Origin of the sequence: Rhizobium sp. N731 (genome assembly GCF_001664145.1) — a bacterium.
Taxonomy (GTDB): Bacteria; Pseudomonadota; Alphaproteobacteria; order Rhizobiales; family Rhizobiaceae; genus Rhizobium; species Rhizobium esperanzae.
The window spans coordinates 2723073-2736486 of record NZ_CP013601.1 but is presented as its reverse complement, the minus strand read 5'-3'; the positions used below and the strand labels follow the sequence as shown (position 1 = coordinate 2736486).

Below are 13414 nucleotides of genomic sequence, written 5' to 3'. Positions count from 1 at the left end.
TCAACAAGAGAGGGCCAGGGTATGACCAGTCTCGAACTTCGTCAGATCAACAAGAATTACGGCGCTTATCATGCGCTGCGCGGCATCGATCTTTCCGTGGCGCAGGGCGAGTTCATCGTCATGGTCGGGCCATCGGGCTGCGGCAAGTCCACGCTCTTGAAGAGCATCGCCGGGCTGGAGGCGATCTCGTCGGGCCAGATCCTGATCAATGGCCGTGATGTCACCCGGCAGGAGCCGGGCGACCGCGGCATCGCCATGGTCTTCCAGTCCTATGCGCTCTATCCGCATATGACGGTGGCGGAGAATATGGGTTTCGGCCTGCGGATGGCAAAGCGCCCGAAGGCCGAGATCGATGCGGGGGTGGCGCGCGCCGCCAAGATCCTCCGGATCAGCGATCAGCTCGACAAACGGCCGAAGCAGCTTTCCGGCGGCCAGCGGCAGCGCGTGGCAATCGGCCGGGCGATCACCCGCTCGCCCGAGGTCTTCCTGTTCGACGAGCCGCTGTCGAACCTCGATGCGGCGCTCAGAACCCAGATGCGCGTCGAACTCAGCAGCCTGCATGCCGAGCTCGGCGCCACCATGGTCTATGTCACGCACGACCAGGTGGAGGCGATGACTATGGCAAGCCGCATCGTCGTGTTGAACAAGGGCATCATCGAGCAGGTCGGCTCGCCACTGGAGCTTTATCGCAACCCCGACAATCTCTTCGTCGCCGGCTTTCTCGGCGCGCCCAGAATGAATTTCCTCGGCGTCACCATCGACGCCGTCTCCGGCCGCAGCGTGATGGTTTCCGCGCCCGGCCTTGCACCGCTGACGGTGGAGCTCTCGCAGCCGACGTCGCTTGTGCAGGGCTCCAGCCTGACGCTCGGCGTGCGGCCGGAGGCGATCTCGGTGGTGGCCGAGGGCAGCGAGGAAGGGGCCATCCATGGCGAGGTCCGCCTCGTCGAGCATCTCGGCCGCGAGACCATTCTCTATGTCGATGCCGGCAATCTCCGCACCATCGCATCGGAAAGCGGCACCGGCAACATCACCGCGCAGCTCTCTTACGTCGCGCCCTTCGCCGCCGGGCAGAAGGTGGCGCTGAAGCTCGATGCGAACGAGCTCTATCTCTTCTCCCCCGATGGCGGCCGCACGCTCAGCGCCCGCAAGCCCATCCTCGACAAATAATCAGGAAAGAACCGCCCGTGTCCGACAAGACCCTCTCCGCATGGAACACCGTCCAGACCGACCGCTTCCTCGTCGGTGTGCCGCATTATCCCGAGCATGTCGACGAAAGCTATTGGGAGCGAGATGCCGAGCGCATGGCGAAAGCCGGCTTCAATGTCGTGCGCATGGCCGAATTCGCCTGGCACATTCTGGAGCCGAAGCTCGGCACCTATGATTTCGATCTCTTCGACCGCGCCATATCAATCCTCGGGCGCCACGGCATCGATACGATCATGTGCACGCCGACGGCCACGCCGCCGCGCTGGCTGACGGCGGCACACCCTGAAATTTTAAGGGTCGACGGCAAGGGCCGGCCGATGAGCCACGGCTCGCGCCAGCACTGCGATACGGCAAGCCCCGTCTTCCGCGAGCACAGCAAGCGCATCACCCGGGCGATGGCCGAGCATTATCGCGGCAACCCTCATGTCGTGGGCTGGCAGACCGACAATGAGCTGAACACCAGCATGCCGGAAAGCTTTTCCCAGGCGACGCTCAGTGAGTTCCAGGCCTTCCTCGCCGATAAATACCGCGAGATATCAAAGCTCAACGCCGCCTGGGGCGGCGATTTCTGGGCGACGGCCTATGACAGTTTCGATCAGGTGGTGCTGCCGATCGAATTCGGGCCGACCTTCCCGAGCCCCGGCCATCTGCAGGATTACCACCGCTTCCTCGCCTTCTCGACGGCGCGCTTCCAGCACGACCAAGTGGAGATCCTCAGGGAGGTGAAATCCTCGTGGTTCGTCTTCCACAATCTCGGGGGCTTGAGGGATATCGATTTCCGCGGCCAGTTCAGCAAGGATCTCGATTTCGTCGGCTACGACATCTATCCCATGCTCTATGACGAGTTCATGCGGCTCGGCAACCACGCCAAGGTGCAGGCGCTGCACCTCGATATCTGCCGCGGCTTTTCCGGCAATTACATCGTGCCCGAGCAGCAATCGGGCTTCGGCAGCCAGCCGGGCTTCTGCACGCTGACGCCGGAGCCGGGCGAACTGCGCCGCATGGCGCTCTCCTCGGTCGCCCGCGGCGCCGACGGCCTGATGTTCTTCCGCTGGCGGCCCGCCCATTTCGGCGCCGAGATCTATTGGATGGGCATCATCGACCATGACGATATCGGCCGCCACCGCTATGAGGAGGCCACGCGCTTCGCGACCGAGATGACGGCGCTGCAGCCGAAGATCCTCGGCACCTATGTGCGCATGGATGTCGGCATCGCCGGCTCCGATTTCGACAATCAGGAAGCCCACAAGACCTATCCGATCGGCCTGCCGAGCCCGCAGGACGATGCGATCCTGCTGCATCAGCATTGCTACGATCGCGGTATTGCCTGCGGCTTCATCCACCCCGAGGACGATCTTTCCAAGCTGAAGCTCTTCTATGTGCCGCATTGGGTGATGTGGAAGGACGAATGGACGGCGAGGCTCGAAGCCTTCGCCGCATCAGGCGGCACTGTCGTCATCGGCGCGCGCACCGGCACCCGCACGCAAGACAACCACGTCATCCGCGAGACGGCTCCCGGCACCGCGCTTTCCAAGCTGACCGGCGTGCGTGTCGAAGATTTCGGCCGCCTCGCCGCCCCCGGCGCCAACGGCCTCTTCGACGTGATGGAGCGCTCCGGCGGCCTCGTCATCCCGCCGAACAAACCGGCCGAAAGCAATCGCCGCGTCCGCCGCTTCAAGATCGGCAACCGCGAAATGGCCGCTGGCCATTTCTATGAAAACCTCACCATCGCCCCCGACGTCGAAGTCATCGCCGCCTGGTCCAACCGCTACGCTGAAGGCCAGCCCATGGCGACCTCCCGCAAGGTCGGCAGGGGGCAGGTGGTCTATCTCGGCACCTATCTCACGCCGGAGCTGACCGAGGCGCTGACGGAACGGCTGTTTGCGCCAGCCGGCATCGAGCCGCTGGTCGGCGGGTTGCCGGAGGGTGTGGAGGTGACGACGCGGATGAACGAAGAGCGGCGGCTGCTGTTCATGCAGAATTATATGGATCAGGCTGTGACGGTGGGTGGTGTGCCGGCCGGGCGGGATTTGCTGGATGGGGAAAAGAGGGTGATGGGGAGGCTGGAGCTTGGGGGGTATGGATGTGCGATTGTTGAGTTGGAGGGGTGAGAGCCGGCACATAGAACGTTGACGATGTGGTAGCCCTTCCCGCCGTCGTTGCACCCGCCTCGTCCGTGAGGCACTGCGGGGCGTCACTTCTCCTCCCTTCTTCTGTCCTCAGGGCTGATGTGACAGGAATCCAGCCACCGCGCGTCTGCACCACTCACCTGGGGTGGAAGCGAGTCTCCCGCGCCCAAGGACTTGCGCGCTGGATCCCTGTGACGAGCACAGGGATGAGCGTCCTCGCCCGGGCCTGGCATCCTCCGACATCCCTCATGCTGAGGTGCGCAGCCCAGAGGGCGGAGCCTCGAAGGACGCGCCGCAGCGCTGCTGCTTGCGTCCATCAGCCAGCGCGCTGCAGGCGAATGGCGTGCTCGGGACAGGCCGAAACGCAGAGCCCGCAGCCCTCGCAGGCGGCGGCGTTAGGGGTGGCCGCCGTCTTCATGCCATGCGCCCAGATCTTGAATTTGGCAAGAAGGGGCAGGTCCCTATACGTCTCATCGGGGATGCGCACGATTTCGAACACGTCCACGGGGCAGACGGCGACACAGGCCGCCTTGCCCTCGCATCGGGCAGGATCGACCATCGGGCGGACGATGTCCGGAGCCCGGCGGCTGATGTTTGGTTGCTTTTCCATGGGAAATCCTTTGGATCCGATGACGTTGGCCCGACGCGCGTTTCAGAACGCGAGCACTGTCTTGCCGGAGCTGCGCCGACCGGTTTCCGCATCGGCGATGACCGCCAAGGCGTCGGTGAAGGGCGCTTCCAGGCCGATCGCCGGCCGCAGCGTGCCGCTGCCGGCGAGTGCGGCGATCTCGTGCAGATGCCTGATGCCCATGGTGGCGAAGGCGAGTTTGTAGCGGCGCGACAGCATTCCGCGCAGGAGCCTTGTCGGCGTCGGATTGATATCGACGAAGACGCCCCTCGGATTGAGCATCGAAAAGCCGTGGCCGACGTCGAGCGTGCCGAGCGTGTCGAAGACGGCGTCGTAGGTTCCTTGCCGTGTATAGGCCTGGGCGTCGGAATAGCCGAAGACCGGCGCGACGCCGGCGGTTCTGGCGCTCTCCCTCGATGCCGATCCGCAGGCGCCGGCGACTTGCGCGCCACGGGCAAGCGCGAGTTGCACGGCAAAAGCGCCGACGGCGCCGCAGCAGCCGTTGATGAAGATACGTGCGCCCGGGCGCGCCTGCGCCCTGTCGATGATCGCCACCCACGCCGTCATCGCGGCAATGGGGAGGGAGGCCGCTTCGGCGAAGGAAAGCTGCGGCGGCTTCTTCGCCGTGTGACTCGCCTCCACCACCACCGCTTCGCCAAAGGCGCCGGATTTCTTGAAGTCCACAGTGCCGAAGACTTCGTCGCCGATGCTGACGCTTCCGACATTGCTGCCGGTCGCCTCGACGATGCCGGCGAAATCCGTGCCCATGCCTTTCGGAAAGCGTCTCCCGGTAATGAGCTTCATGGCGCCGCGGCGCAGCTTCCAATCGAAGGGATTGATTGCCGCTGTCTTCACCGACACGCGCACCTCGTTGTCGCCCACCTCAGGCATGTCGCATTCGCCGAAATACATTTTTTCCGGCCCGCCATAGCGGTCATATTGCACCCTTTTCATATCCGTCCTCACTCTGATCTGGTGTTGGAGACAGATATTACACGCAGTGTAATTTTGCAAGTAATGCGATTTTCGGCGCGAGATCGAAAGGGAATGCGCTCCTCAAGGCGTGTTGACGAGCGCCGGCCCCGCTCCTGATTTCAGAGTGGCCTCCTCACTGCGTTCCATGTCATAAACACGGGTCTCTCCCTCCTGCAGGGTGACGAAACTGTCCTTATCTACCCCCTCTTTCTCCAGGGCTTCCCGCAGGCTCGCCCGAGGCTGCTCAAAGGGTTCGGCCGCGAGCTGAAAAGTACCGAAATGCATGCCGATGTTCAGTTTTGCGCCCAAGTCCTTGTGCGCGACGACTGCTTCGGCAGGGTCTATATGGACCGGTTTCATGAACCAGCGCGGCGCATAAGCGCCGATTCCGAGAAGCGCGATGTCCGGAGCGCCAAGGCGATTTCCGTCGGCAAAGTGCGTCGAATAGCCTCCATCGCTGCACAAAGTGCGATTTTACAAGGAATGCGATTCCTGATATCGCAGCCGACATGGAACAGGATCGACCGAAACAGGAAGGCTGGCGCGAAAAGAAGCGACGCGAGACGCTCCAGCGCATCACCGACTCAGCTCTCAGTCTGTTTGCCGCCAATGGCTACGAGGCGACCACGCTGGATGCGATCGCCGAGGCGGCCGGCATTTCGCGGCGTACCTTCTTCTATTATTTCGCCTCCAAAGAGGAGATCCTCGCCGCATGGCAAAAGGGCCTGCCGGAGGCCTTTCGCGCCGCTGTTCTGGCAGAACCGAAGGATCGGTTTCCGCTCGATGTCGTCTGCAGCGCCCATCTCAAATTGCTGGCGAATTTCGATACCGAACAGGCCGCCGTCATCGACAGGATCCTCCGCTCGAACGAACAGCTGCGCGCGAGCAACCAGACCAAATATCTGCAGATGGAGCAGGCGACATTCGAGGTGCTGTGCGAAATCTGGCCGCAGGCGGAGCGACGCCGGGCGCTGCGCGTGGTGGCGATGGTGTCTGTCGGCGCGTTGCGCCTTGCGATCGACCGCTGGGCGGAAGAGCAGGGACAAAAGTCCCTTTCTGACTATGTGAGAGAGGCCTTTGCCGATCTGAAAGCTGAGTTGGCCAATGCATAATGGCCGATAAGAAGGCTTGGACCGCTGGAAAATTGGCAAAAAAATAGAGCATTTCCGGACGCAGACAGAAACGGAAATGCTCTCAATTCGGTGCGAAGCTTACCAGAGTCGGCTTCGCACCTCTCACATCTCGCCATGTGGCTATTCGTCTGGCGCCGCCGACGCGGCGTTTTCCAGCGAGGTGCGGATCTGATCAATCTTGCCGTCGGCATCGCCAACCCCGAGAATGGTCTTGGCTTCATCCAGGACCGTCGGGCTGACCTGACCGGTTTTCGTTGCGGAAGCCAACGCGTCCTCCAGCGCCTGATCGCCCAGCAGGGGATCGTCGGCCGCAGGCTCGATACCGTTGTCGATTTCATACTGGGCATAAGCCACGGCGTAAGCCGAGATGGCAGTCATGCGTGGATCCGATGTATTCATCAGCGCCCGATAGTTCCGCTTCAAGGAATTCAGGCCCGCAAGCTGCGCCGACAGGTTCTTCTCCTTCGTGCTGGTGGCTGCGGTGTCTGACTTGCCCGATTTGGACTTGCCCGATGCCTCTGACGATTTGCCTCTCACGGCCGACGAGTTGGAGTTGCCATGGGTTGAACCACTGTTCTGGCCGCCACCATTTCCATGGCCGCCGCCGTTACCACCGCCGTTGCCGCCGCCATTGCCGCCACCGTTTCCACCGTCCTTTGCCAGGGCGTTCATGTCGAGCCCGGCAAGCGTTGCCGGGCTCGCTGCGAACGCCAGCGAAAGAACGGCCAGGGACGCTAAGGTTGAAATCCGCATCGTATTCCTCCGAATCAGAGCATCAGGTGCCGTGCAGTTGCACGACTGAGCAGATGTGAAGAATAGATTGCGATCGAGCGTTGCACATCGGACTGAGGTCCGGCGAAAGGCCCCGGCTATGGTCCTAAGGAGACATCCGAGGCGCGGCGTGCGGGCGGCCTTGGTCGAAGCTGGCGAAGGCGCGCAAACGGTTCGGGAAGACTATCGCGAGCTTTCCAGGTGGCTCTCACCACGCAAAAGGTTCAGCCAGGCCTGTGACACTTTCTCCGCGCCTGAGCCCCCGATATGGCAATCGTCGTAGCGGTCGTCTCCATCGAGTGCCGCGTCAGAATTGACGCCCTCTCGGATACCGTGGCCGCTTTTTGACAGTGCCAGCTGCGCCCGTACAATCGCATTGTCCGGAATATGCTCCTTGAAGCCGCCGTTGCTCGGTTCGAGGCATTTCGATGCGATCGAAATGTAAACGGGTGCTTCGACGCCGTGCTGACGCAATGTGTCAACCATCGACATGAAATGTTTCTGATAGGCCTCCGCAGTGGTGCCCATAACGAGGTCCGCCTCTCCCTGCACCCAGAGGACGCTCGTTATCCGATAACCGGAATCCTGAAGCTGTTTCACCGTATCGACCAGCACAGGATTGAGGTCACCGCCCGTCGCCCATCGTGCGACATCAGATCCGGAATATGCGAGAGGTGCGAGGACGACGCTGTCATTTTGTCCCGATGCGATCAATTTGTTCCCAAGAAGCGTCCAGTACTCTCCCTTGGTATCGGTCGATCCAAGAAGCGGCGATGCCGCGATGAAGCACCGTTTGTCAAAGGCGTTTACAACGCGAGCGCCATAATTCGACCGGTGCCGTTGTCCACCGTCGTTGGCCGCGTTCGATTGGCCAAGAACGAGTAAGACAGCAGTTCGCTCAGTTTGAGTTGGGCAGGTCACAGTGGTTTTTGTTTCGTCCCCGATGAGTCGTTCCTTGTCGTCGAAAGTATAACGGCTTGGAGCCGCCCCCTTCTCTCCGCCAATCATTTTCTTCAGCGCGGAAAGTTGTGGCCAGGGAAAGATCTCATGTCGCGCGCTCATGCCGCCGAGAAAGTATACGGCGATCAAGGCGGCCAGGCCGACTGCTATTGTTTTACGCATGTCGTTCCCTTTGAAACATCATCCGACCACATGGAGCCTGCGGACCGATCAAGGCTGCTCCAGCCACGAAGGTTTCTTTACACCTGCTACATCTGCTTGCTCGGGCATGCCCTTTGCAAAAAAAGAGTTCGTCGAAGATCGAGCCCCAGTCGACGACTTGTCGCGTGGCTTCGCCGAAAACCTGCTCTAAACTATAGATCGGACCAGTGATTACAATCATCCGGATGGGTGAGAGATCGTGCTATGCGGAATGAGTTCCATGGAGCAAATTCCTCTTTGCTCGTCCATGGAAAAGCGATCACAGATCGGCGCGGCGAGGTCAAATGTGGGAGCGGAGCACCGGTCCCCATCCGAGGTGCGGCATGCGGGCGTGCCGAGTTTGGCGAGACGCCAACCCCAATCTCCGTCGTCCTCGGGCTTGGCCCGAGGACCCATGCTGCGGCTGCTGGTGGGTGCCGCGTGGATGCTCGGCTCAAGGCCGGTCACGCCAGGCGCAAATCGAGCAGCGGGTGCAGCTTCTTCAGATTCGGGAGGGATTTTGCCTGCCACGGATGTTGATTGGTCCCTTTGACGATGAGCAGGAGGTCGCCCATCTTTCTGGCTTCGATCGTCAGCTTCGCCAGGAGGTTGATGCCCGAGGAATTCAGGAATTCGAGGCCCGTCAGGTCGAACGTCACCTGCTTGTGCCCTTCATGGAGAAGGCCTGTTATCAATGAATAGATCGGCGCATAGGCGTCCGGGCCTGCCAGGCGGAAGACGCCATCAAAATACACCTCGTTTTTTTCCGCCCATACGCGGAAGTTTTCGTCGCTGATTTCCATTCTTTGCTCATCGATTGGAGGAGGGGGGCATAGCCACAGCTGCAGTCGTCGTCAGTATGATATGCTCGTCATTATTCTCTTCGAATGTCCATGCCATTCTCGCATCGTAATCGCTCAAAAGGGTGAGCAGGCCTAAACCGGAGCCGCTTTCTGGCGATATGGCGTTGATTTCGATTTGCTCAAGAAGAAGTACACCGGGCTCCTTCGATTGAAGGCGGTGCAGGAGCTGCTGGAAGCGAGACGCTGTCGCGCTGTCGACGGCATTCTTGACCCTGAACAGAAAGCTTCCATCGATTATACCGGCTTCGATGAGGATTTCGCCAGGCTGTCGGAATTTGACGGCATTTTCGATCAGCTCGTTGCTGAGATATCCAATATCATGATGCGCCTGCAGGTAATCTTTCCTCGACCGGGAATAAGGCAGCGCCATGATCTCCGCTATGAAGTCCGACGTCATTCCTGAATGCTTCCATCCAAGCTGAAGCGGCCCATCCCTCAATGTCAGGCGAGCACCGGAATCCAAGCTGATCTCCGCCAAAGATTCGATGCCGTATATTGTGGGCGCCATGTCTCACCTATGCCGTACTGCGAGAAGCGTGATGTCGTCATAGATCTTCTGCGATCCGATGAAGTGCATTAGGGTCGCGACAATTCCGGAAACGACCTTCTCTGCGCTCTGACCCTTCAAGCGAAGCGCTTCGCTGCAGAGACGTTCGATGCCGAACAGCTCTCCCGCATCGTTTGCTGCTTCTGTTACCCCGTCGGTGTGCAGGAGGATGAGGTCGCCTTTCTCGAACGCAATTTCTCGAGTTTTGATGAATGCAGAAATATCGGCGTCCAAGCCGATTGGTATGCCGAGATCCATGGTGTCGACGCGTTGGATCTCACCGTTCGCCCGCACGATGACAACTTCCTCGTGCTGCCCCGACAAGATCATCTCCCGGCCGTCATAGTCGAGAAAGGCCAAGGTCAGATGTTTGTCTATTTTCGTCCTCACTATGTTCTTGAACAGGGCGCTGTTTAGATCCGCCAGAAATTTGACGGCGTCGGTGTTTCCCGCCTCCTGAAGGGCGCGGGCGACAGACTGGACCATCAGCATCAATACGCCGCTTTCGAGCCCGTGGCCGGTGACGTCGCCGATGCCGATCTTCAGCCGCCTTCCGTTTTTCAAGACGTCGTAATAATCACCGCCGACTTCTTCCGCCGGTCGCATATAGGCTGCGATCTCGATGTCCTGAAATTCCTCCAGCTCCTGTTGCAACGGAAGAACCATGAGCTGGATTCTTTCAGCGACGGCCACCTCTGTTCCGAGACGGCGATTTTCTCGCTGGAGCTGTGCGTTCAGCGCCGAAATTTCTTCCTTCTGATCTTCGATCTGGGCCGTTCGTTCTTCGACGAGTTGCTCGAGATTTTCGGTGTGATAGCTGATCTGTTCAGCCATCCGATTGAATGCTTCACCGGCAGCGCCGACCTCATCCTTGCTTGTTATCGCCACTCTGACCGAATAGTCCTGCGCCTGAATGCGCTTGGCGGCCCCCGCAAGTGCGCTGATCCCGCTCGTTATGCGTTTCGAAGCCGCAAACACAGCGATCGTCACGATCAGCAGCGACATCAAGATCGCCAGGATCTGATAGATCACGATCCGGTTGGTGGCCTCGGATATTTTCGCCTGGGCGGCGTAGAGGGAGGCATCGATTTCCCGTTCCGGCACAACCACTCCCAGCAACATCGCCTCTTGCCGAACCGGGCCGCTGGACCAGAGATTGGTCGCAGGCAGTTTCTTGACGATGACGATATAGGGGACCTCATTGCCGTCCCGCTGCAGCAGCAGATGTTGAATGCCCTGCTCCCGGTCGAGCGCCAGTTTCGCGATCGCAGGCTGGGAGCTTCCTTTCAAGGAACGCTCCAGCCCGGTCACGCCGGTTCCGCTCGCACCACTCGCGGAACGCAGGCCGAGCGTCTGTTCGCCGGTGCCGTTGATCGCGACCACGTTTCCGTCGGACATGGCCAGGAAGCCGAAGCCGGACTGGGCCACCTTGACGTTTTCAACCGTCTGGGCGAGCTGGTCGAGCGTGATATCGGCGCCGGCCGTCCCGGCGACGTCCTTCCGGTCGGCGGTCCAGAGCGGATGAAAGAAACTGACGATCAGCTTGCCGGTAATGGCATCGGTATAAGGAGCCGTCTGCGTGATATCGTCTGCGACGGGTCGCGTTTTCGTGTCCTGGGCCCAGCTCTGCCAGGACTCATACAGGCCCGGAAAAAAGAAGCTCCAGAAATCAGCTTCGTTGTGCCCGGGATAAAGGCGGTCAAAGGTCTGAGCCTGGTCGGTGTAGGGTGCCGTTCTGAAAATCGGTCGTTCCCTCGGTCCGATGTAATACATCTGCAGCTTTGAAGCGCCGTGCTGCAACAGGCTTGGCGCAACGAGATCGAGAACCGCGCTTGTCTCTATATCGCGCCGGATTTCCGGTTTCGGCTGATGGTCCTCACCGAGCAGGTAACCCCAGACGCTGACGACCGAAGCGGAGCCGGGCGCGTTCTGAGACCACTTCCCCTTCTCGTCGTAAGATAGACTGACGCTGCCGGGCGACGTGCGGGCGATCGCCGCTCCGACATCGGAATTGCGGGCGGGATTGTCGATCTGCCCCTGGAGCACTCCCGCCAAAGTGTCGACGTCGTTGTGAACCTGGCGCAGGAGCAGCGTCACTTGGGCTGCGGTTGAATCGGCATAGGTGCGGATATATTCCTGGCTGGCGGCTTCGAGGCCCTGGCCGACTTCCAGCGTTGCGTCACGCGACAGCCTCTGAACATTCCAAAGTGCCAGGCCGCCGCTGACCAACAAGTCGAAGAGAACGGCTCCACCGACGACCAGGATGAATTTCGCCCGAAACGAGCTCAGTCCGACCGGTCTTTTCGATGACCATCCATCCATCACAGCGGCTTTCGACCAGAGGCTGCCCAGATCGGCCAGCCTGCGTAACCCTTGGGGTGAAGAGCGGCAAAGACGTGATCCTTGAATCCTTGCCGGAATCTGCGAATGAAATCCGGCGAGTCGCCGCGGCGCACCGCCATCTCGCCTGCATAGACATTCTCCCAAGCTTCGATGATGTCTGCGAAGTCCTGGGGATCGCCGTCAAGGTTCGTGACCATGAAGCACTCGACCTGGATGTTTTCAAATCCGGCATTGAGCAGGAGGTGGCGGCTTTTCGGCCCCATCTCGACATCCATGTCGAAGTGCCTGAACAATTTCGCCACTTCCTCGTAGGTCCATCTTATCGATTCAGCGTGCGGCTCACCCAGACAATGCGAATTCTTTTCGTTGGTGATGTAGACACGGCCGCCGGGCTTGCAGATGCGATAAAGCTCACGCAGGAGCATTTCGGGGCGGTCGAAAATCTGCAGCGAGTGCCGGCAGGTCACGAAGTCGAACTGATTGTCTCGAAGCAGCATCTGAGACGCATCGCCATAAGTGTACTCGATGCCTTCCAGGCCGAACTCGGCGGCGACCTTGCGGGCATAATCGAGACTGCGCACGGAGTGGTCCAGTGCGACAAGGCGCGTCGGGTTGAATTCCCGTTGAACGAGAGCCGCGAAATCGCCGATGCCGCAACAGATATCGGCCATGACTTGACCGTTGCGCAGACCATGGCGTGGCAAGAGTTCGCGTTCGTGCCTCCATGTCATTTTCGTCTGCGTGCGCAGAATGGGAATGAAGCTCTCGTCCTCGACAAAGCTTTGCCCGGGATAAAAGGCCGAATCATAGACTTCCACCGACAGGTTTGGTTGCGATGCCGTTAACGTCTCGAACAGCGAGGCAGACCACGCCATCACGCTCGACGTAATGATCTTAATCTGCCGTTCCGGCCTGGTTCGGCAGCCTGCCGCCACGACATCGGAGAGGGCGGCGAAGGCCGTCATATTGATGTGCGTCAGGCGTTTGACGTTGAGGTAAACGATGCCGCTATATCTTTCCAAACTTTGCCGCATCAGTTCGAGGGCATCGGCAATCTCCGCGGTGCTTTCGGGCCGCATCTTGCCGGACAGCACGAGCTCTTGGTTTGTCGGATCAAACCGCACGGTGTAGGGCAGGGGAAGCAGGCTCATTGGAAATCCTCGGCGGAGGGGAAATCGGCAATGATTTCGATCCCGTCCTCGCCGTCTCTCTCGATGCGGATAGCGGCGCCTAATATCGTCGCCAGATTACTGAGCAAGGCCTCATCGGGCTTGGTAACCAGGTGACCGGAGCCGTTATCGAGGCCATGCTCTATTTCGCTTGATCCTACCTTGATATGTTTGCGGCGGAATTCCTCATCGCAAGGAAAGGCAATTCTCAGCCGGTTGAACGTCGCGTTGCGTGAGAGGCTGAAATGTATCTTTCCCCGTTCGTTTGTCGCGCGGAAGGCGAGCTCTACGAGCTCGTTTGCCGCGACCGAAAGAAAGTTGGAGTAGCGAGCGGGATCACTGTGACCCTGACCGAGGATGTCGGAGAGATATTCGGTAATCTCGTCGCAAAACTGCCATTGAGATTTGAACATCGCAACGTTCATTTCCAGCGATACCATCGGTGCAAATGCGTGGTCGTCGAAGCGGGATGCTTCCTCTTCCAATATGCCCTCCGTTCGTGTGTCAGGA

Annotated in this window: 13 protein-coding genes; 3 read left to right on the top strand and 10 right to left on the bottom strand. The window is 59.9% G+C overall.

Annotated features, from left to right (window positions below):
- Positions 1-21 precede the first annotated feature (21 nt).
- Positions 22-1167: an ABC transporter ATP-binding protein gene (locus AMK02_RS13515; RefSeq protein WP_064803504.1), complete on the top strand. Its 1146-nt coding sequence runs from the start codon at positions 22-24 to the stop codon at positions 1165-1167.
- Positions 1168-1184: 17 nt separating this feature from the next.
- Entirely contained in the window at positions 1185-3317 is a 2133-nt protein-coding gene (locus AMK02_RS13510; protein WP_064803502.1) for a beta-galactosidase, read from the top strand.
- 334 nt (positions 3318-3651) lie between these two features.
- Here AMK02_RS13510 and AMK02_RS13505 read toward each other — a convergent pair whose 3' ends face one another.
- From AMK02_RS13505 to AMK02_RS13495, 3 genes are all read right to left on the bottom strand, one after another.
- Positions 3652-3945: a 4Fe-4S binding protein gene (locus AMK02_RS13505; RefSeq protein ID WP_064803500.1), complete on the bottom strand. Its 294-nt coding sequence runs from the start codon at positions 3943-3945 to the stop codon at positions 3652-3654.
- Positions 3946-3987: 42 nt separating this feature from the next.
- Positions 3988-4917 carry an NAD(P)-dependent alcohol dehydrogenase gene (locus tag AMK02_RS13500; RefSeq protein ID WP_064803498.1) on the bottom strand — a complete coding sequence of 310 codons (930 nt, stop codon included), beginning with the start codon at positions 4915-4917 and terminating at the stop codon, positions 3988-3990.
- Positions 4918-5019: 102 nt separating this feature from the next.
- Entirely contained in the window at positions 5020-5403 is a 384-nt protein-coding gene (locus AMK02_RS13495) for an MBL fold metallo-hydrolase (RefSeq protein ID WP_064803496.1), read from the bottom strand.
- Between the two features lie 44 nt (positions 5404-5447).
- On the opposite strand from AMK02_RS13495, the gene AMK02_RS13490 reads away from it, so the two are divergent.
- Positions 5448-6050: a TetR/AcrR family transcriptional regulator gene (locus AMK02_RS13490; protein ID WP_064803494.1), complete on the top strand. Its 603-nt coding sequence runs from the start codon at positions 5448-5450 to the stop codon at positions 6048-6050.
- 141 nt (positions 6051-6191) lie between these two features.
- Here the strand turns inward: AMK02_RS13490 and AMK02_RS13485 are convergent, their stop codons facing one another.
- The 7 genes from AMK02_RS13485 to AMK02_RS13455 all read right to left on the bottom strand — a co-directional run bounded on the left by AMK02_RS13485 (position 6192) and on the right by AMK02_RS13455 (position 13389).
- Positions 6192-6824, bottom strand: coding sequence for a hypothetical protein (locus AMK02_RS13485; protein ID WP_064803492.1), 633 nt, complete (start codon positions 6822-6824; stop codon positions 6192-6194).
- 201 nt (positions 6825-7025) lie between these two features.
- On the bottom strand, positions 7026-7964 hold the full coding sequence (locus AMK02_RS13480) for a sialate O-acetylesterase (protein WP_064803490.1): 939 nt from the start codon (positions 7962-7964) through the stop codon (positions 7026-7028).
- Positions 7965-8446: 482 nt separating this feature from the next.
- Positions 8447-8785 carry a slr1659 superfamily regulator gene (locus tag AMK02_RS13475; RefSeq protein WP_064803488.1) on the bottom strand — a complete coding sequence of 113 codons (339 nt, stop codon included), beginning with the start codon at positions 8783-8785 and terminating at the stop codon, positions 8447-8449.
- Between the two features lie 7 nt (positions 8786-8792).
- Entirely contained in the window at positions 8793-9353 is a 561-nt protein-coding gene (locus AMK02_RS13470; protein ID WP_064803487.1) for a slr1658 superfamily regulator, read from the bottom strand.
- A 3-nt stretch (positions 9354-9356) separates the two neighbouring features.
- Entirely contained in the window at positions 9357-11717 is a 2361-nt protein-coding gene (locus AMK02_RS13465; RefSeq protein ID WP_064803485.1) for a SpoIIE family protein phosphatase, read from the bottom strand.
- Positions 11714-12886 (bottom strand): class I SAM-dependent methyltransferase, encoded by a 1173-nt coding sequence (locus AMK02_RS13460; protein ID WP_064803483.1) that lies wholly within the window; start codon positions 12884-12886, stop codon positions 11714-11716. Before AMK02_RS13460 ends, AMK02_RS13465 begins: the two co-directional genes overlap by 4 nt.
- Entirely contained in the window at positions 12883-13389 is a 507-nt protein-coding gene (locus AMK02_RS13455; RefSeq protein ID WP_064803481.1) for a hypothetical protein, read from the bottom strand. Before AMK02_RS13455 ends, AMK02_RS13460 begins: the two co-directional genes overlap by 4 nt.
- Between the last annotated feature and the right edge of the window lie 25 nt (positions 13390-13414).

Coding starts and splice junctions, on each gene's coding strand:
- AMK02_RS13505 (WP_064803500.1), bottom strand. CDS start 3,945: ATGGAAAAGCAACCAAACATCAGCCGCCGGGCTCCGGACATCGTCCGC.
- AMK02_RS13460 (WP_064803483.1), bottom strand. CDS start 12,886: ATGAGCCTGCTTCCCCTGCCCTACACCGTGCGGTTTGATCCGACAAAC.
- AMK02_RS13470 (WP_064803487.1), bottom strand. CDS start 9,353: ATGGCGCCCACAATATACGGCATCGAATCTTTGGCGGAGATCAGCTTG.
- AMK02_RS13475 (WP_064803488.1), bottom strand. CDS start 8,785: ATGGAAATCAGCGACGAAAACTTCCGCGTATGGGCGGAAAAAAACGAG.
- AMK02_RS13515 (WP_064803504.1), top strand. CDS start 22: ATGACCAGTCTCGAACTTCGTCAGATCAACAAGAATTACGGCGCTTAT.
- AMK02_RS13500 (WP_064803498.1), bottom strand. CDS start 4,917: ATGAAAAGGGTGCAATATGACCGCTATGGCGGGCCGGAAAAAATGTAT.
- AMK02_RS13485 (WP_064803492.1), bottom strand. CDS start 6,824: ATGCGGATTTCAACCTTAGCGTCCCTGGCCGTTCTTTCGCTGGCGTTC.
- AMK02_RS13490 (WP_064803494.1), top strand. CDS start 5,448: ATGGAACAGGATCGACCGAAACAGGAAGGCTGGCGCGAAAAGAAGCGA.
- AMK02_RS13480 (WP_064803490.1), bottom strand. CDS start 7,964: ATGCGTAAAACAATAGCAGTCGGCCTGGCCGCCTTGATCGCCGTATAC.